Annotated in this window: 18 protein-coding genes and 1 tRNA gene; 13 read left to right on the top strand and 6 right to left on the bottom strand. The window is 66.3% G+C overall.

The annotated features are described in order from the left end of the window. Positions 1-11 precede the first annotated feature (11 nt). From RD110_RS20835 to pth, 6 genes are all read left to right on the top strand, one after another. Positions 12-482, top strand: a complete 471-nt coding sequence (locus RD110_RS20835; protein WP_076201684.1) for an outer membrane lipoprotein LolB — start codon at positions 12-14, stop codon at positions 480-482. A 5-nt stretch (positions 483-487) separates the two neighbouring features. Beyond that, positions 488-1,354 carry a 4-(cytidine 5'-diphospho)-2-C-methyl-D-erythritol kinase gene (gene ispE / locus RD110_RS20840; RefSeq protein WP_076205370.1) on the top strand — a complete coding sequence of 289 codons (867 nt, stop codon included), beginning with the start codon at positions 488-490 and terminating at the stop codon, positions 1,352-1,354. A gap of 81 nt (positions 1,355-1,435) precedes the next feature. Continuing rightward, positions 1,436-1,512: transfer RNA gene (locus RD110_RS20845), tRNA-Gln, on the top strand. Positions 1,513-1,603: 91 nt separating this feature from the next. Further along, a complete protein-coding gene (locus tag RD110_RS20850) occupies positions 1,604-2,578 on the top strand; it encodes a ribose-phosphate pyrophosphokinase (RefSeq protein WP_076201686.1) in 975 nt (324 codons plus the stop codon). A 111-nt stretch (positions 2,579-2,689) separates the two neighbouring features. Further along, positions 2,690-3,343 (top strand): 50S ribosomal protein L25/general stress protein Ctc, encoded by a 654-nt coding sequence (locus tag RD110_RS20855; protein WP_076201688.1) that lies wholly within the window; start codon positions 2,690-2,692, stop codon positions 3,341-3,343. A 116-nt stretch (positions 3,344-3,459) separates the two neighbouring features. After that, complete coding sequence (gene pth, locus RD110_RS20860; protein WP_076201690.1) at positions 3,460-4,086, top strand: aminoacyl-tRNA hydrolase; 627 nt, start codon at positions 3,460-3,462, stop codon at positions 4,084-4,086. On the opposite strand, the gene RD110_RS20865 is transcribed toward pth, so the two are convergent. Continuing rightward, positions 4,083-4,379: a YfhL family 4Fe-4S dicluster ferredoxin gene (locus tag RD110_RS20865; RefSeq protein ID WP_076201692.1), complete on the bottom strand. Its 297-nt coding sequence runs from the start codon at positions 4,377-4,379 to the stop codon at positions 4,083-4,085. The genes pth and RD110_RS20865 overlap by 4 nt on opposite strands. A 178-nt stretch (positions 4,380-4,557) precedes the next feature. Here RD110_RS20865 and RD110_RS20870 point away from each other — a divergent pair, with 178 nt between their 5' ends. After that, positions 4,558-5,961, top strand: coding sequence for an amidase (locus tag RD110_RS20870; RefSeq protein ID WP_076201694.1), 1,404 nt, complete (start codon positions 4,558-4,560; stop codon positions 5,959-5,961). 4 nt (positions 5,962-5,965) lie between these two features. On the opposite strand, the gene RD110_RS20875 is transcribed toward RD110_RS20870, so the two are convergent. Further along, positions 5,966-6,706, bottom strand: a complete 741-nt coding sequence (locus RD110_RS20875) for an aspartate/glutamate racemase family protein (protein WP_076201696.1) — start codon at positions 6,704-6,706, stop codon at positions 5,966-5,968. Between the two features lie 203 nt (positions 6,707-6,909). Here RD110_RS20875 and RD110_RS20880 point away from each other — a divergent pair, with 203 nt between their 5' ends. The 5 genes from RD110_RS20880 to RD110_RS20900 all read left to right on the top strand — a co-directional run bounded on the left by RD110_RS20880 (position 6,910) and on the right by RD110_RS20900 (position 12,091). Next, the gene (locus RD110_RS20880; protein WP_204249992.1) at positions 6,910-8,442 is read left to right on the top strand and encodes an amidohydrolase family protein; all 1,533 of its coding nucleotides are present in this window, start codon (positions 6,910-6,912) and stop codon (positions 8,440-8,442) included. 104 nt (positions 8,443-8,546) lie between these two features. Then, a complete protein-coding gene (locus RD110_RS20885) occupies positions 8,547-9,620 on the top strand; it encodes a TRAP transporter substrate-binding protein (RefSeq protein ID WP_076201698.1) in 1,074 nt (357 codons plus the stop codon). An 18-nt stretch (positions 9,621-9,638) separates the two neighbouring features. Then, the gene (locus RD110_RS20890) at positions 9,639-10,232 is read left to right on the top strand and encodes a TRAP transporter small permease subunit (protein ID WP_076201700.1); all 594 of its coding nucleotides are present in this window, start codon (positions 9,639-9,641) and stop codon (positions 10,230-10,232) included. Continuing rightward, positions 10,229-11,536 (top strand): TRAP transporter large permease, encoded by a 1,308-nt coding sequence (locus RD110_RS20895; protein WP_076201702.1) that lies wholly within the window; start codon positions 10,229-10,231, stop codon positions 11,534-11,536. Before RD110_RS20890 ends, RD110_RS20895 begins: the two co-directional genes overlap by 4 nt. 42 nt (positions 11,537-11,578) lie before the next feature. Further along, positions 11,579-12,091 carry a CinA family protein gene (locus RD110_RS20900; protein ID WP_076201704.1) on the top strand — a complete coding sequence of 171 codons (513 nt, stop codon included), beginning with the start codon at positions 11,579-11,581 and terminating at the stop codon, positions 12,089-12,091. A 5-nt stretch (positions 12,092-12,096) separates the two neighbouring features. Here RD110_RS20900 and RD110_RS20905 read toward each other — a convergent pair whose 3' ends face one another. Both RD110_RS20905 and RD110_RS20910 read right to left on the bottom strand, forming a co-directional pair. After that, the gene (locus RD110_RS20905; protein ID WP_076201705.1) at positions 12,097-12,816 is read right to left on the bottom strand and encodes a histidine phosphatase family protein; all 720 of its coding nucleotides are present in this window, start codon (positions 12,814-12,816) and stop codon (positions 12,097-12,099) included. 11 nt (positions 12,817-12,827) lie between these two features. Continuing rightward, positions 12,828-13,304 (bottom strand): universal stress protein, encoded by a 477-nt coding sequence (locus RD110_RS20910; protein WP_076201707.1) that lies wholly within the window; start codon positions 13,302-13,304, stop codon positions 12,828-12,830. 62 nt (positions 13,305-13,366) lie between these two features. Here RD110_RS20910 and RD110_RS20915 point away from each other — a divergent pair, with 62 nt between their 5' ends. Continuing rightward, entirely contained in the window at positions 13,367-14,110 is a 744-nt protein-coding gene (locus RD110_RS20915; protein ID WP_157900267.1) for an alpha/beta fold hydrolase, read from the top strand. On the opposite strand, the gene lolA is transcribed toward RD110_RS20915, so the two are convergent. After that, positions 14,073-14,708, bottom strand: a complete 636-nt coding sequence (gene lolA / locus RD110_RS20920; RefSeq protein ID WP_076201711.1) for an outer membrane lipoprotein periplasmic chaperone LolA — start codon at positions 14,706-14,708, stop codon at positions 14,073-14,075. The two genes, RD110_RS20915 and lolA, sit on opposite strands and share 38 nt — an antisense overlap. 6 nt (positions 14,709-14,714) lie before the next feature. Further along, entirely contained in the window at positions 14,715-17,048 is a 2,334-nt protein-coding gene (locus RD110_RS20925) for a DNA translocase FtsK (RefSeq protein ID WP_076201713.1), read from the bottom strand. Positions 17,049-17,088 lie beyond the last annotated feature (40 nt).

Raw genomic sequence — 17,088 nt, forward strand, 5'->3', positions numbered from 1 at the left:
TTTTGCGGCGCATGCCGATGCTGCTGGCCTGCGCTGCGCTGCTGGCCGGGTGCGCCAATCCCAGGCTGCTGCAACGCGACACGCCCGAGGCCTTCTGGAGTGGCCGGCTCGCGCTGCAGGTGGAAGACGCGTCCGCACAATCCTTCAGTGCCGGCTTCGAACTCAAGGGCTCCGCGCGGCAGGGCGAGTTGGCGCTTTTCACACCGCTGGGCGGCACCCTCGCCGTGTTGTCCTGGCAGCCCGGTTCGGCGCAGATGCAGGCCGACGGGAAGACCCGGTCCTTCGACTCCATCGATGCGCTGGTGCAGCAGGCGACGGGCAGCGTGATACCGGTGGCGGCATTGTTCGACTGGCTCGCCGGCCGCGACACTGCGGTGCCGGGATGGCGCGCCGACCTGTCGCGCCTGGCCGACGGCCGGGTACAGGCGCACCGCAGCGACCCGCTGCCCGCGGCCGATCTGCGCGTGGTGCTCGAACGATGAAAACGCTGAAGGCCATCTACGACGTCCCCGCGCCGGCCAAGCTCAACCTGTTCCTGCACATCACCGGCCGGCGCGCCGACGGCTACCACTTGCTGCAGTCGGCCTTCATGCTGATCGACTGGTGCGACACGCTGCATTTCGAACTGCGCAGCGACGGCCGGCTGAGCCGGCAGGACCTCACCACGCCCTTGCCTGCGGACGACCTCGTGCTGCGCGCCGCGCGCCTGCTGCAGGCCGCGGGCCGGACTTCGCTCGGGGCCGACATCGGCATCGAGAAAAGGGTGCCGGCGCAGGCCGGCATGGGCGGCGGCTCATCGGACGCCGCATCGACACTGCTCGCTTTGAATCGGCTGTGGGGCCTCGACATGCCGCTTTCGCGGCTCGAAACCCTGGGCCTGCAGCTCGGCGCCGACGTTCCGTTTTTTTTGCGTGGCCGCAACGCCTGGGTCGAGGGAATTGGTGAGAGAATCACGCCCGTTGTGTTGCCGCCCGGCAAATTTCTGGTGGTCAAGCCGCAGGACGGATTGGAGACCAGAACGATTTTTTCGGATGACGGGCTAAAACGCGATTCTGCTAGTGCTATAATCACAGGCTTTGCTGCACACCCTTATCACTTCGGTGAAAACGACTTGCAGCCGGTAGCCGAAAGGCTCTGTCCTGCTTTATCGCAAGCCCTGATTTGGCTTGCAGGCAAAGGCCTTAAAGGCAGGATGACCGGCTCAGGAAGTGCGGTGTTTGCGCACATGTCGACAGGTGATGCTGGCGAGGCCGACGACATCGATGTGTCGGATGCCGACAGCCGGTGGCAGGTTCGCAAGTGCAGCAATATGGCGGCTCATCCTCTGTTAGGTTGGGCCACCAGCGATGGTTAATGTGAAAACTTTTATCATTGAGGCTGCACTGCAGCTTCATAAAAGTTAAATGGTCGGTCGTGTTTCACGGTCGACCCGTGTAGGGGAGTCGCCAAGTTGGTTAAGGCACTGGATTTTGATTCCAGCATGCGAAGGTTCGAATCCTTCTTCCCCTGCCAAATATGTTCGACGGGTGGTGCGTACTTCGAAGAGTACGCCACCCATGTTGGTTGAACGTACAGGCACAGCTTCTTCATCGCCGGATCCCTCATGCAGGCTAATCACACCGACTTCATGGTTTTCACGGGCAATGCCAATCCAGGCATGGCCGCTGAAATCGCCCAACATCTGGGTATCGCGCTGGGCGCTGCAAGCGTAGGCCGCTTCTCCGATGGTGAAGTCACTGTCGAGATCAACCAGAACGTGCGGGCCCGCGACGTTTTCGTGGTGCAAAGCACCTGCGCGCCGACCAATGAAAACCTGATGGAGCTGCTGATCATGGTCGATGCGCTCAAGCGCGCCTCGGCCGAACGCATCAGCGCCGTGATCCCCTACTTCGGCTACGCCCGGCAGGATCGCCGCCCGCGTTCGGCCCGGGTGCCGATCACGGCCAAGGTGGTGGCCAACATGCTGCAGGCCGTGGGCGTGGACCGCGTGCTGACGATGGACCTGCATGCCGACCAGATCCAGGGCTTCTTCGACATTCCGGTCGACAACATCTATGCCTCGCCGGTACTGCTGGGCGACCTGCGCCAGAAGAACTATGAGGACCTGATCGTGGTTTCGCCCGACGTCGGCGGTGTGGTGCGTGCGCGTGCGCTGGCCAAGCAGCTCGGCTGCGACATGGCCATCATCGACAAGCGCCGTCCCAAGGCCAACGTCAGCGAAGTCATGCATGTGATCGGCGAGATCGAAGGCCGCAACTGCGTGATCATGGATGACATGATCGACACCGCCGGTACGCTGGTGAAGGCCGCCGAGGTGCTGAAGGAGCGCGGCGCCAAGAAGGTCTATGCGTATTGCACGCACCCGATCTTCTCCGGCCCGGCCATCGAACGTATCACCCAGGGCTCGGCCCTGGACGAGGTGGTGGTCACTAACACCATTCCGCTCAGCGATGCTGCAGCGGCATGCAAGAAAATCCGTCAACTCACCGTGGCCCCGCTGATCGGCGAAACGATCCAGCGCATTGCCAACGGCGAGTCGGTGATGAGTTTGTTCTCGGACCAGGACAACCTGTTCTGATCCGCGGCAAAAAGTGAGCCTGCGGGCGCGCCTCCGAAGTGGGGACGGCGCCGCGGGCTTTTTTCAAAACGAAGTGACATTGGTCGCGATGCACTTCCACAGGAGTTGATTATGAAATTCGTCGCTTTTGAGCGCACATCGCAGGGCACGGGTGCGAGCCGCCGTCTCCGCATCACCGGCCGTACCCCCGGCATCGTCTACGGCGGCGCCAACGAGGCCACCCGCATCGAGTTGGACCACAACGCCTTGTGGCACGCCATCAAGAAGGAAGCCTTCCACGCCAGCATCCTGGACATGGAAATCAACGGCACCGTGAGCAAGGTTCTGTTGCGCGACGTGCAGATGCACCCGTACAAGCAACTGATCCAGCACATCGACTTCCAGCGCGTCGAAGCCAACACCAAGCTCACGATGAAGGTGCCACTGCATTACAGCGGTGAGGAAGAGTCCGATGCCTTCAAGGTCGACCACTGCCTGATCACCCACGTGCTGACCGAGCTGCAAGTCACCTGCATGCCGGGTGACCTGCCTGAATTCATCGCCGTCGACCTGACCGGCCTGAAGAAGGGCGCCTCCCTGCACGTCAAGGACATCACGCTGCCCAAGGGCGTGACGGCCTTGGTCAAGGGCAAGGAAAACCCCGTGCTGGTGTCCGTGGTGGCCAAGGCCGAAGAAGTGGAACCGGATCCTGCAGCCGCTGCTGCCGCCGCCGCTCCCGCAGCCAAGGGCGGCAAGCCCGCTGCCAAGACCCCGGCCAAGAAGTAACCTTCTGACCTGCTTGCCGGCCCTGCCGGATCTGCAAAATGGGCTCGCTTCGGCGGGCCCTTTTTCATGGGTTCTGCAGGCAAACACCCGCATCGCCGAGACCGGATAATCAAGCCATGATCAAACTGTTTGTCGGCCTGGGCAATCCCGGGCCCGAATACGAGGCCACGCGCCACAACGCCGGGTTCTGGTGGATCGACGCAGTGGCGCGCGAACTCAAGCTCAACCTGGTGCCGGAGAAGACGTACTTCGGCCTGGCCGCCCGCACCACGGTGGCGGGCGAGACGCGCTGGCTGCTCGAGCCGCAGACCTTCATGAACCTGTCGGGCAAGTCGGTGGCGGCGCTGGCCCGGTTCTTCAAGATCCAGCCGTCCGAAATCCTGGTGGCGCACGATGAGCTCGACATCGTGCCGGGCCAGGCCAAGCTGAAATTCGGCGGCAGCCACGCCGGGCACAACGGCCTGCGGGACATCCATGCGCAACTGGGCACCGGCGACTACTGGCGGCTGCGCATCGGCATCGGCCATCCGGGCGTGAAAGACCAGGTGCTGCACTGGGTGCTGAAGAAACCGTCCAAGGAACACCTGGCTGCGATCGAGGAAAGCATGGACCGCACCATCAAGGCCCTGCCCGAGCTGATGGCGGGCGACATGGAAAAGGCCACCATGCTGATCCACACCACCAAGCCGCCCCGTCCGAAGCCGCCCAAGCCGCCCGCGGCGGCCGAAACTGCGCCGTCCTAGTCTTCCTTGCCGACGGGCGGCGCTTCAGACGCCGTCCCGGACTTGATTTCCGACTGCAGGCGACGGTATTTCTGCCACAGCGTCTCCTTGTCCTCGACAAAATCGGGGTTCACCGGGATGCAGGAGACCGGGCAGACCTGCACGCACTGCGGCTCGTCGAAGTGGCCCACACATTCGGTGCACTTGTGCGGGTCGATCTCGTAGATCTGCTGGCCGAGGTAGATCGCATCGTTCGGGCACTCGGGCTCGCACACGTCGCAGTTGATGCACTCGTCGGTGATGATCAGCGCCATGCCGGGCTCCTCAACAGGCCAGGAACACGCCACGCGGCAACCATCGGAAAAACAGGCTTCATACACCGATTATCGGGCCTGCGCGCCATCCCTGACGCCAGGGCGGATAAGCCACCTGCGGCAGGCTGAGGCACACTCTGCCGAACCGCCCTTCCCTACCGCGCACCACGCCACCGCCATGTCCGATCTGCACGACCTGCCTGCCCACACCCTGCTCGCCGCCTACCGCCAGCGCAGCCTTTCACCGGTGGAGGTCACGCAGGCCGTGCTCGACCGCATCGCGCGCTGGGAACCCCATCTGCGGGCAACCTACCTGCTGCGGCCGGACGCGGCATTGGCGCAGGCACGGGCCTCGGAAACCCGTTGGTTGCGCGGCGCCCCGTGCGGCCCGCTGGACGGCGTGCCGACCACCATCAAGGACAACATCGCCACCCAGGGCGACCCGCTGCCACTGGGCACGGCCGCCACCAGCCTGGCGCCTGCGGCCGCCCACGCACCGCCGGCCGCCCGCCTGCTGGAGGCGGGCGCCGTACTCGTCAGCAAGACCACGATGCCCGACTACGGCATGTTGTCCTCCGGGCTTTCCACCTTCCACGCATTGGCGCGCAACCCCTGGGACCTGCGCAAGACGCCAGGCGGCTCGAGCGCCGGCGCCGGGGCGGCGGCCGCAGCGGGTTACGGGCCGCTGCACATCGGCACCGACATCGGCGGCTCCATCCGGCTGCCTGCCGGCTGGTGCGGCGTGTTCGGCCTGAAGCCGAGCCTGGGCCGCGTCCCCATCGACCCACCGTACACCGGCCGCGCCGCCGGCCCGATGACCCGCAGCGTGGCCGACGCGGCGCTGATGATGCAGGTGCTGTCGAAGCCGGACGAGCGCGACTGCATGAGTCTGCCCTTCGAGGCCATCCGCTGGCAGGACTTCGACGGCGGCGTGGAGAAACTCAAGGGCTTGCGCATCGGCCTGCTGCTCGACGCGGGCTGCGGGCTGTCGGTGGAACCGGAAGTGCGCGCCGCCATCGAGGCCGCGGCCGGCCTGATGGAGCAGGCCGGCGCCATCGTCGTGCCGATGCAGCCCTTCATGACGCAGGCCATGCTCGACGGCATGGACCACGCCTGGCGCATGCGCTCCCATGTCGACCTGGCGGCGCTCGCGCCCGAGAAACGCGAGGCCGTGCTGCCCTACATCCGGGCCTGGGCCGACAGCGTGGCGCATTTCAGCGGGCCACAAACCTTCGCCGCCTACCACCAGTTCCACGCGACGCGGGTTGCGACGGTGAAGGCCTGCGCAGCCTTCGACTACGTGGTCTCGCCGGTGTCGTCCATGCCGGCCTTCGACGCGGAACTGCCCTCGCCCACCAACGACCCGCTGCGCGCCATGGCCCACATCGGCTTCACCGTGCCTTTCAACATGTCCGAGCAGCCGGCGGCCTCGATCAACTGCGGTTACACCGCCCGCGGCCTGCCGATCGGCCTGCAGATCGCGGGCCAGCGCTTCGACGACCTGGGCGTGCTGCAGGTCGCACGCGCCTTCGAGCTGATGCGTGCGCCGCAGCGGCCGTGGCCCGAGCCGCCCGGCGCGTAGGCACCTAACGCCCGAACTGCGCCGCCAGCGCTTCGCTCACGCCGCTCATCTCGCGCGGCGGCAGGCGCGCGTAGCTGCCGGCGCGCGGCTTGATCGGCCGCATCGAAGTCAGCAATTCGGCCTGGCGCACGGCGCAGCTCACGCCGTCGAGCACCGGCACGTCGATATGCGGCTGCAACCTGGCCGGCACGCCGGCCATCACGGCGCCCGTCAGCACCACCACCTCGGCATGGTCCTGCGCCACGAGCTGGTTGGCCGCGGCCACGGCCAGCGCATCGGCCTCGCTCTGGTCGCCGGCCGCATACGGGGCATTGCTTTCCACCACGCGCCAGCCGGCCACCCGGTGCTGCAGGCCGTAGCTGCGCACCAGTTCCTGGTAGATCGGCAGGACGCGCGCGCCGAACACCACCACGCCGATCTGGCCGCCGAGCATGCAGGCGGTGAGCAACGCGGCCTCGGTGATGCCTACCACCGGCACGTCCAGCATCTCGCGCGCAGCGCGCAGGGCCACGTCATAGGACACCGCGATAACCACGGCATCGGCCTCCCCCGCATGTTGCGCCAGCAGGTCGACGGTGGCGTGCTCGGCCACGGCGAGTTCGGTGCGGGTACCGATCACGTGCGCACCGAACGTGCCGTTCATCGCCGCGATCTCGGTGCCCGGGCTGGCCACGGCCCTCGCGGCATCGGCGACCTTGGCGGTCACATAGGCCGACGTATTGGAATTGACGATCAACAAACGCATGGAAACCCTTTCCCAGCAGCTCGAATCATTGCGCACCAAATCGATAAGTCGCTCACCATTACCGTGCGCAATTTCATTCAAATGCACCATATAAATGCATTCAAGCCATTGATTTAAAAGAAAATTTTCTTTGACAGATTGAATACCATCTTATTACATTTGGATCACACACAGATCGACAAATTGCAGCCATTGCTGAATCCATGAGCACCGCCACGCCCTCCCTCTCCCCTATCGTCATCCAGAATGCCCATGTGCTGGCGATGGACGACACACGCCATGAATGGCCGGTGGCCGACATCGTGATCCAGGACGGCATCATCGCCGCCCTGGGTCCGGGCGCGGCCGCACCATGGCTGGCGCGCGCAGCCCGCGTGATCGACGGCCGCGGCCTGCTGGCGATGCCGGGCTTGGTCAACGCGCATTTCCATTCCCCTGGCAACTTCATGAAGGGCTGCCTGGAGGGCATGCCGCTGGAGCTCTTCATGCTGTACGAGGTGCCGCCCCTGGCCGGCGATTCGGCCAAGGGCGGACTGGCCGCGCAGGCCGATCGGTTCACCTATGTGCGCACGCTGCTCGGCGCGGTGGAAATGCTGCGCCGGGGCATCACCACCGTGCACGACGACGCCTACCACGTGCCCATCGTCACGCATACAGGCCTTGACGCCATGCTGCAGGCCTACGCCGACGCGGGCATCCGTGCCACGGTGGCCATCGACCAGCCCAACATCGTCGAATATGACAAGTACCCGTTCCTGCGCGACTTGCTGCCGCCCGGCGAGCGCGCCCACATGGACGCCGCGCCCCTGCAGAGCGAAGCGGAACTGCTCGCTGCCTACCACCACCTGATCACGCACTGGCACGGCGCGGCCGGTGGGCGGCTGCGGGCGGCCGTGTCCTGCTCGGCGCCGCAGCGCGTCACGCCGAGCTACTTCCGCGCGCTGTCGGCACTGTCGAAGCAGCACGACCTGCCGTTCAACATCCACATCCTCGAAACCCGGCTGCAGCGGGTGCTCGGGCAGGAGGTGTTCGGCGAATCGCTCGTCAAGTACGTGCATCGGCTCGGCCTGCTCGACGAACGCATGATGGTGATCCACGCCATCTGGGTCGACGACGAAGACATCGCGCTGCTCGCCGCCTCGGGCTGCACGGTGGCCCACAACCCGGTGTGCAACCTGCGCCTGGGCAGCGGCATCATGCCCTGGCGCAAGCTCAGCGACGCCGGTGTGCCGCTGTGCCTGGGCACGGACGAGATGAACACCGACGACACCACCAACCTCTGGGCCGTCACCAAGCTGGCCGGCATGGTCCATTCGCTGGCCGACGCCGACTGCCGGCGCTGGCCGCAGGCCGAGGAGGTGCTGCACGCGGCGATCCGCGGCGGCGCGCGCGCGATCCGGCGCCACGCCGACCTGGGCCAGCTCCAGCCCGGCTTCCGGGCCGACCTGGTCCTGCTCGACCTGGACACCCATGCGTTCACGCCGCTCAACGATCTGCGGCGGCAGCTCGTGTTCTGCGAAGACGGCAGCTCCGTGCGCTACACCATCGTGGATGGCCGGGTGGTCTTCGAGGACGGCCGCATCGCCGGCATCGACGAGAAGGCCCTGCGCGCCGAAGCGCGGGCGCTGCATGCCGCTTTCCAGGCGGTGGCCGCCCGCCAGTCGGGCGACGCCGAAAGGCTCGCGCCGTACTACCGCGCCATGCTGGAACGCGCCCAGGCCGTCGCACTGCGCTGAGCCGGCAGGTGACCACTTGGAACAGTTCGTGCTTTGAAAGCCTGTGCAGCGGTCCAGTCGGATGCGCAACCAGCCTCCCGCTTCAACCTCAACCGGAGATTTCCATGCCCTCTCGTCCCGCCAACTCCTTTCTGCGCAGCGTCGGCGCGGCCCTTGCACTGGCCATCGCCGGGTTCAGTCCGCAAAGCCACGCGGCAGACCCCACGACGATGCGCATCGCCGGCAATTTTTCGTCGAATACCAAACACGTGGACGAGATCGAGAAGCCCTTCTTCATCGCCCTGCCCAAGCTGATGGGCGCGCCGATCACCATCAACTACAACCCGATGGACGTGGTCAACGTGCAGGCCGCCGACGCGCTGCGCCTGCTGCGCTCGGGCACCTTCGACGTGATGAGCGTGCAGATCGGCATGGCTTCGCGCGACGACCCGTTCTTCGAGGGCGTGGACCTGATCGGCGTCTCCACCAACATGAAGGACCTGCGCAAGGCCGTGGACGCGTACCGCGAGGTGTTCGACCAGCGGCTGCAGAAGCGTTTCAACGCCAAGGTGCTCACGCTGTGGCCGTTCGGCCCGCAGGTCTTCTATTGCAACAAGCCGATCAAGACCATCGACGACGTCAAGGGCATGAAGATCCGCAGCTTCACGCCGTCCATGGCCGAGCTCATCAAGACACTGGGCGCCACGCCCGTCACGCTGCAATTCTCCGAGGTGTATCCGGCACTGCAGCGCGGCGTGGCCGACTGCGGCGTGACCTCGCCGACCTCGGGCAACTCGGGCAAGTGGCCCGAGGTCACGACCCACTTCCTGCCGCTGTCGGTCTCCGGCTCGGTCCAGGGCCACTTCATGAACCTGGACTACTGGAACAAGTTCTCGCCCGATGCGCAGAAGAAGCTGCTTGCCGGCTTCAAGCAGATGGAAGACCGCATGTGGGACCTGGCCGATACGTCCAACGACGACGCAATGAACTGCAACGTCGGCGCGGAGCCCTGCACCAAGGGTACGAAGTTCAAGATGACGATGGTGCCGGTGACCCCGGCCGATGCCGCCAAGGTGAAGGCCGCGGTGACGAGTTCCGTGCTGCCGTTGTGGAAGGCCTCGTGCAACAAGGTCGATCCGAAATGCACCGAGGTCTGGAACGCCACGGTGGGCAAGGCCCGCGGTTTCGACATCAAGTGATCCCAGAGAGGCCCCGCCATGAATCCCAACCCGATCAGCCGCGTGGTCGAGCCCGTGGCGCGCGTCGCTGCCGTGCTGTGCGGCTATCTCGTGCTGCTGCTGTCGTTCGCCATCACCATTGAAATCATCGGCCGCAAGCTGTTCGGGTTCACGCTGCAGGGCACCGATGACTTCGGCGGCTATGTGCTGGCCATCATCGCCGTCATCGGCGCGTCCTACACCATGGCCATGCGCGGCCACACACGCGTCGACGTGTTCCTGGTGCGCATGTCGCCGATGTGGCAACGCATCCTCAATACCGTGGCCATGGTCGGCATGGCCGTGTTCACGTGTTTCGCCGCCTGGCGCGGCAGCACCGTGCTGATGGAATCGATCGAATTCCAGAGCACCGCCAGCAATCCGCTGCAGACACCGCTGTGGCAGCCCCAAGGCATCTGGCTGCTCGGGCTGGCGCTGTTCGCATTGATCGCCCTGGCCTATGCCGTGCACGCCGTGATCCTGCTGGTGAGCGGCGCGCCGGAACTCAACCGCTTCTACGGCCCGGCCAGCGCGCAGGACGAACTCGAAGCCGAACTCGCCGCCCGCGCCGAGCGCGAAGGAGAACGCGCATGATCAGCCTGACCTCGGCCCTCGTGGGCTTCGCGCTGCTGGTCGGCCTGATGGCGCTGGGCCTGCACGTGGCCTTCGTCATGTTCGTGATCAGCATGCTGGGCGCCATGTTCTACCTCGGCACGCCGGCCGTGATGGAGTTCGGCACGCAGTACTGGGGCGCCACGAACAACTTCGTGCTGGTCGCCGTGCCGCTGTTCGTGCTGCTGGGTGAACTGCTGGTGCGCGGCGGTTTCACCGACCGCATGTACAAGTCGCTGTCCGACTGGTTGAACCCCCTGCCCGGGGGCCTGCTGCACACGAACATCGGCGCCTCGGCAATGTTCGCCGCGGTGTCGGGCTCGTCGGTGGCCACCGCCGCCACCATCGGCACGGTGGCGATCCCGGCCTTCAAGGGCCAGAACTACGACCCTCGGCTGGTGCTGGGCACCATCGCCGCCGGCGCCACGCTGGGCATCCTGATTCCGCCGTCGATCAACATGATCATCTACGGCGCGATGACCAACACCTCGGTCGGGCGCCTGTACGCGGCCGGCGTCATTCCGGGTCTGTTGCTCACCGGGCTGTTCATGGCCGTGGTCGTGCTCGCCTGCTGGTGGAAGCCTTCGCTGGCTGGCGCCGTGGCCGCACCAGCACCACTGGGCGTGCGCCTGCGCCGTCTGGTTCACCTGCTGCCGCCGACGGCGCTGTTCGTGGTGGTCATGGGCAGCATCTACCTCGGCTGGGCCACGCCCACCGAATCGGCTGCGCTGGGCGTGGTGATGGCGCTGCTGCTGTGCATCGCCTACGGCAAGTTCTCGATGAAGATGCTGCACGAGAGCTTCGTCACCACCGCCACGGTGACGGCCATGATCATGCTGATCACCGCCGCGGCCTTCTACCTCAACTTCGTGCTCGGCCTGATGGGTGTGCCCCAGGCGCTGGCCGCGCTGGCGAGCAACTTCGCCTCGTCGCCGCTGATGCTGCTGTTCGTGCTCACGGTGTTCTACCTGATCCTGGGCTGCTTCCTGGACGCACTGGCCATGGTCATCGGCACCATCCCCATCGTGTTCCCGCTCATCACGGCGTTGAAGATCGACCCGGTCTGGTTCGGCATCTACCTCGTGGTGATGGCCGAGCTCGCGCTGATCACGCCGCCGGTGGGCATGAACCTGTATGTGGTACAGGGCATCCGCAAGGAGGGGCTGATCACCGACGTGATCGTCGGCACCCTGCCCTTCCTGGTGATGATGCTGCTGCTCGTGGTGCTGCTGGTGGCCTTTCCCGGGCTCGCGCTGTGGTTGCCGGAGGCCTCCTTCGGCAAGTAAGTCTGCCTGGCGGCGACAATGCGGCCGAATGAAGGAGTCGCCATGTCCCAGCCCCCTGCGTTGCCGGCGCTGAACGTGCTTGCCGAGCGTGTCGGCGCCCTGTTGCGCCGCCGCGGCGAGACCGTGGCCGTCGCCGAATCCTCCACCGGTGGCCTGGTTTCGGCGGCGCTGCTCGCGCTGCCGGGCGCCTCGGCCTATTTTGTGGGCGGCGCCGTGGTCTACACCCTGCAAGCGCGCAAAGCGCTGCTGGGCCTGACCGAGGCCGACCTCGCCGGCATGCGCCCGAGCACCGAAGCCTACGCCGCGCTGATCGCTCGCCAGGCATGCGGCAGCCACGGTGCCACCTGGGGCCTGGGCGAGAGCGGCGCGGCCGGCCCGACGGGCAACCGCTATGGCGACGCCGCGGGCCATGTGTGCCTGGCGGTGGCCGGCCGTGCCTCGGCCTGCCTCAGCGTCGAGACCGGCGACACGAATCGCGCCGCGAACATGGATGTGTTCGCGCGGCACTTGCTGAACTTGTTTGAAGCGACGCTGCTGACGCAGCCTTCGACCTGATCCCTTCAGCGCGGCGCGGAGGGCACGGCCAACGCCGCCGCCAGCGCCAGCCTGCTCTGGTCGTACACCGGCTGCGCCGGCAGATCCTGGAGGTGGCGCGCATCGGCCCAGTCGACGATCTCGAAGCGCAGCGCGGCCTGTTCGATGGCCATGCGCACGCGATTGATGCCGGCGTTGGGAATCACCGCCTGCCGCGGCCCGGAAAGCGCCAGGCCATGGGCCGTGCGATACACCATGTCGAGCACGCCGCCGTGGGTCACCACCACCAGCTTCCGGCCCGGATGGCGCAGCGCGAGGTCGTGCAGCGCGGCCATCACGCGCGCATGGAACTGGCGCGGGCTCTCGGCGCCGTCGAACGCGTAATCGGCGTCGAAGCGCACCCACTGGGCCCAGGCTTCGCTGTGCTCGCGCTGGATGTCGGCCACGCGCATGCCGTCGACCATGCCGAAGTTCTGCTCACGCAGGCCGGCGAGCTGGAACACGTCCGCATCCACCTGCGGCGCACTCCGTTGCCGGATGGCCGCCGCCGTCTGCACCGCACGCTGCAGGTCGCTGGCCCCCACGGCATGGATGCCAGCTTCGTCGCCCAGCCGCGCGGCCACCCGTTCGGCCTGGGCGTGGCCGACGGCGTTCAGCGGCACGTCGATCTGGCCCTGGAAACGCAGCTCGCGGTTCCAGTCGGTTTCGCCGTGGCGAACCAGGATCAGTTCCGTCGCGTGCTGCATGCCTGGCGCCGTCAAGCCACGGGGTCGGTGAGCGCGGCCTCGTCCACCGGATCGCCCTCGCCGCGCGGCTTGATCACCATCACCGGGACCTGCGCGGCATGCAGCACCTCGTGCGCCACCGAGCCCAGCAAGGCGCTGCGCAGGCTGCCCTTGTCGCGTGCGCCGAGGATGATCATGTCGCAGCCGAAACGCTCCACCAGGTCGACGATGGTGTGGGCCGGGTCGCCGGTGGCCACCTCGGATTCATAGGCGAGCCCCGCCTGCTTCAGCAGTGCCTCGCCGCCGCGCAGCGCGAACTCGCCGGCTTCGGCGCTGGCGCGCTCGATGAGGGCGCGGTCGGGATTGATCATCATCTCGTAGAGGTGCGCCGGCTCCTGCACGTTGGCCAGCACGAAATGCGCCCGCAGGCCCTGGCGCGTCATGCGGATCGCCTGGCGCACGGCTTCGAGCGAGACTTCCGAGCCATCGACGGGTAGCAAGATTTTCATGGCACATTCTCCTTTTTGGTTCTGTTGCCCAGCATAACCCGCCCGCAATGCACGAGGAAGTCATGTCCCTGCCGCAACTGGTCCTGATCCCCGGCCTGGCCTGCGATGCGCAGATGTGGCGTGCGCCACTTGACGTGCTGCCTGTCGCGCTGCGGCCGATGGTGAGCGACGTGCACACGCGCCTTCCGACGATCGAAACCATGGCACAAGCCCTGCTCGACGAGCATCCGGGGGAGCTGCTGCTGTGCGGCGCCTCCATGGGCGGCATGATCGCCATGCAGGCCGCGCATCTCGGCGGCGCGCGGGTTCGCGGCCTGGTCCTGATCGGCACCAGCGCCCGGCCTGAGACGGCGGCGATGCGGCAGCTGCGCGAAGGCGTGCTGAACCTCTTCGCGCAGGGCCGCGCGGCGGAGGTGCTGCGCGCCAACATCCCGCTGGCGCTGGCGCCGCGACACGCGGCCGATCCCGTGCTGGCGCAGGCTTATCTGTCGATGATGCTGCGCGCCGGAGACGATCAGTTGACGCGGCAGAACCGCGCCGTCATGGCGCGGCCTGACCTGCGGCCGCATCTGCCGGCCCTGCGTTGCGCCACGCTGGTGCTGTGCGGAGACATGGACCGGCTGGCGCCGCCCGAACATTCGCGCGAAATTGCGGGTCTGGTGCCGGGGGCCGAATTGAGAATGCTGGCGGGATGTGGGCACATGCCGACGATGGAAGCACCGGAACCGGTGAATCGCGAAATGCTGGCGTGGCTGCGCAGCGCCTTCGCTATTGGCGCACCACATCCGCCCCAGCCGGCGGCTTGAACTGGAAGTTCTCGGCGGGCAACGAAGGATTGACCTCCACCTTCGTGAAACTCATCACCGAGCGCTGCCCGAAACTGTCCAGGATTTCCAGCGCGGCCAGTTCATCGCCGGCCTTGAAGCCGATGCGCACGTTCTGCAACTGGCCGTCCTTGGCCTTGGGCGTGGCCACCACCCACTGCAGACCGTCCTTGTCCGGCGCAGCCTGCAGCGCGAAATCGGCCTGCAGGGCACGCAAGTCGGGCGCGGAAGCAATCAAGGCGGCCGGCGTGCTGCCGAGCACCTGCGACTGCCGGCGCGCGGTGACCTGGTTCAGGTCCGCGTCGTAGAGCCACAAGGTCTGGCCATCGGCCACGATGCTCTGCTCGAACGGCTTCTTGTAGATGAAACGAAAACGGCTCGGCCGCTGGAATTCGAAGGTGCCGGTGGAGGTCTTGCTGCGCACGGCCTGGCCCTCCTTCGGCGGCGAGGTCACGACCTGGGTGAAGTCGGCCCGGCCGGACTTCACGGTCTTGACGAAGTTTTCCAGGCTTTCCAGGCCGTCAGCGCAGGCAGCATGCGCGCCAGTAGCTATCAAAATCGCAGCAACAATATTTTTCATCGACGTTTACTCGGCCCTTGCGGGAACGAGGATTTCGCGTTGCCCGGCGCCACTCATCGCGCTCACCAGGCCGGCCTTTTCCATGTCCTCGACCAGCCGCGCGGCGCGGTTGTAGCCGATCTTCAGGTGGCGCTGCACCAGCGAAATGCTGGCCTTGCGGTTCTTCAGCACGACTTCGACCGCCTGGTCGTACATCGGGTCCTTTTCGCCGCCGCCATCGCCACCTTCACCCATGAGACCGTCTTCGCCGTCCACGGTTCCGCCTTCGAGCACGCCTTCGATGTAATCCGGCTCGCCCTGCGTCTTGAGGAAGCTCACCACGCGGTGCACTTCCTCGTCGCTGACGAAGGCGCCGTGCACCCGCGTCGGCATGCCGCTGCCGGGCATGTAGAGCATGTCGCCCAGGCCGAGCAGCGCCTCGGCGCCCATCTGGTCGAGGATGGTGCGGCTGTCGATCTTGCTGCTGACCTTGAAGGAAATGCGCGTCGGGATGTTGGCCTTGATCAGGCCGGTGATCACGTCCACGCTGGGCCGCTGCGTGGCCAGGATCAGGTGGATGCCGGCCGCGCGCGCCTTTTGCGCCAGCCGCGCGATGAGTTCCTCGATCTTCTTGCCCACCACCATCATCAGGTCGGCCAGTTCGTCGATCACCACCACGATGTGCGGCTCGCGCTTGAGCGGCTCCGGATCGTCCGGCGTGAGGCTGAACGGGTTGTAGATGAATTCCTCGCGCGCCTTGGCCTCGTCGATCTTGGCGTTGTACCCGGCCAGGTTGCGCACGCCGAGCTTGCTCAGCAGCTTGTAGCGCCGCTCCATCTCGGCCACGCACCAGTTCAGGCCGTGCGCGGCCTGGCGCATGTCGGTGACCACCGGCGCCAGCAGGTGCGGAATGCCTTCGTAGACCGACATTTCCAGCATCTTCGGGTCGATCATGAGCAGCCGCACGTCCTTGGCCTCGGCCTTGTACAGCAGCGACAGGATCATCGCGTTGATGCCCACCGACTTGCCCGAGCCGGTGGTGCCGGCCACCAGCACGTGCGGCATCTTGGCCAGGTCGACCACCACCGGGTTGCCGATGATGTCCTTGCCCAGGCCCATGGTCAGCATCGACTTGGCCTCGTGGTAGACCTGCGAGCCGAGGATTTCCGAGAGCGTGATCGACTGGCGCTTGGCGTTGGGCAGCTCCAGCGCCATGTAGTTCTTGCCGGGGATGGTCTCCACCACGCGGATCGACACCAGGCTCAGCGAACGCGCCAGATCCTTGGCCAAGCCGACGATCTGCGAACCCTTCACCCCGGTGGCCGGCTCGATCTCGTAGCGCGTGATCACGGGGCCGGGCGAGGCCAGCACCACCCGCACCTCGACGCCGAAGTCCTTGAGCTTCTTCTCGATCATGCGGCTGGTCATCTCCAGCGTCTCGGGCGACACGGTTTCCTGGCGCACCTGCGCGCCGTCGAGCAGGTCGACCTGCGGCAGGCGCGAATCGGGCATCTCGGTGAACAGCGGCTTCTGGCGCTCCTTGGCCACGCGCTGGCTCTTGGGCGCCTCGACCAGCACCGGCTCGATCACCACCGGCACCGGATGGTGCGCCTGGATCTCCACACGCTCCTCGAGCACGGTTTCCTGGCGCTTGCGTGCGGCCTTCTTGCCCACCGCGAGGTCTTCGGCGACCTCGCGTTTCTCGCGGCGGATTTCCACCAGCGAATGGGCCCAGGCCCCGAGGCTTTCGGCGACATGGCTCCAGGAAAAACGGAATACCGCCGAGACGCCGATCACGCCCAGCGCGATCCAGACCAGGCCGGAGCCCGCAAACCCCAGCCATTTGACACTCAAGGGGCCGATCAGGAAGCCGAGGATGCCACCGGCGTGGCCCGGCAGCGCGGCCTCCAGGCGGTACAGCCGCGACCATTCGAGCGCGGAGCTGGCGCACAGCAGCAGCGCCAGGCCGCACCAGAACACCGTGCGGCTGTGCAGCCAGTGGCTTTCGGAAGCGCCGGGCTTGCGGGTTTCGTCGCTGCCGCGCATCCATTCGGCCAGCGTGGACAGCCAGGTGCGCACGCCCGCGGCGAAGCACCACCAGACCGAGAAGCCCAGGCTGTAGTAGCTGACGTCGGCCAGCCAGGCCCCGAAGCGGCCACCCCAGTTGCGCGCCTGCGCAATCTGACCCGAGGTGGACCAGGCCGGATCCTGCAGCGAAAAACTGAACAAAGCCAGCAGCCAGAACACCAGGGCCAGCAGGCCGAGGATCAGGCCGATCTCGCGCGCGAAGCGCCTTGCGCCGCTGCGCAACGGCGAAACCACCGGACCGGAGGAATTGAGGGTGTTGAGGGAATAAGTCATGGGCTAGGAAGTCAGCCCAACTTTACCCCATGCCGGGTCA

Origin of the sequence: Rhodoferax koreense (genome assembly GCF_001955695.1) — a bacterium.
Classification (GTDB): domain Bacteria; phylum Pseudomonadota; class Gammaproteobacteria; order Burkholderiales; family Burkholderiaceae_C; genus Rhodoferax_B; species Rhodoferax_B koreensis.

Excerpts from the sequence above, each read along its gene's own strand:
- RD110_RS20835 (WP_076201684.1), top strand. The coding sequence starts at position 12 with ATGCCGATGCTGCTGGCCTGCGCTGCGCTGCTGGCCGGGTGCGCCAAT.
- RD110_RS20850 (WP_076201686.1), top strand. The coding sequence starts at position 1,604 with ATGCAGGCTAATCACACCGACTTCATGGTTTTCACGGGCAATGCCAAT.
- RD110_RS20855 (WP_076201688.1), top strand. The coding sequence starts at position 2,690 with ATGAAATTCGTCGCTTTTGAGCGCACATCGCAGGGCACGGGTGCGAGC.
- pth (WP_076201690.1), top strand. The coding sequence starts at position 3,460 with ATGATCAAACTGTTTGTCGGCCTGGGCAATCCCGGGCCCGAATACGAG.
- RD110_RS20865 (WP_076201692.1), bottom strand. The coding sequence starts at position 4,379 with ATGGCGCTGATCATCACCGACGAGTGCATCAACTGCGACGTGTGCGAG.
- RD110_RS20870 (WP_076201694.1), top strand. The coding sequence starts at position 4,558 with ATGTCCGATCTGCACGACCTGCCTGCCCACACCCTGCTCGCCGCCTAC.
- RD110_RS20875 (WP_076201696.1), bottom strand. The coding sequence starts at position 6,706 with ATGCGTTTGTTGATCGTCAATTCCAATACGTCGGCCTATGTGACCGCC.
- RD110_RS20880 (WP_204249992.1), top strand. The coding sequence starts at position 6,910 with ATGAGCACCGCCACGCCCTCCCTCTCCCCTATCGTCATCCAGAATGCC.
- RD110_RS20885 (WP_076201698.1), top strand. The coding sequence starts at position 8,547 with ATGCCCTCTCGTCCCGCCAACTCCTTTCTGCGCAGCGTCGGCGCGGCC.
- RD110_RS20890 (WP_076201700.1), top strand. The coding sequence starts at position 9,639 with ATGAATCCCAACCCGATCAGCCGCGTGGTCGAGCCCGTGGCGCGCGTC.
- RD110_RS20895 (WP_076201702.1), top strand. The coding sequence starts at position 10,229 with ATGATCAGCCTGACCTCGGCCCTCGTGGGCTTCGCGCTGCTGGTCGGC.
- RD110_RS20900 (WP_076201704.1), top strand. The coding sequence starts at position 11,579 with ATGTCCCAGCCCCCTGCGTTGCCGGCGCTGAACGTGCTTGCCGAGCGT.
- RD110_RS20905 (WP_076201705.1), bottom strand. The coding sequence starts at position 12,816 with ATGCAGCACGCGACGGAACTGATCCTGGTTCGCCACGGCGAAACCGAC.
- RD110_RS20910 (WP_076201707.1), bottom strand. The coding sequence starts at position 13,304 with ATGAAAATCTTGCTACCCGTCGATGGCTCGGAAGTCTCGCTCGAAGCC.
- RD110_RS20915 (WP_157900267.1), top strand. The coding sequence starts at position 13,367 with ATGTCCCTGCCGCAACTGGTCCTGATCCCCGGCCTGGCCTGCGATGCG.
- lolA (WP_076201711.1), bottom strand. The coding sequence starts at position 14,708 with ATGAAAAATATTGTTGCTGCGATTTTGATAGCTACTGGCGCGCATGCT.
- RD110_RS20925 (WP_076201713.1), bottom strand. The coding sequence starts at position 17,048 with ATGACTTATTCCCTCAACACCCTCAATTCCTCCGGTCCGGTGGTTTCG.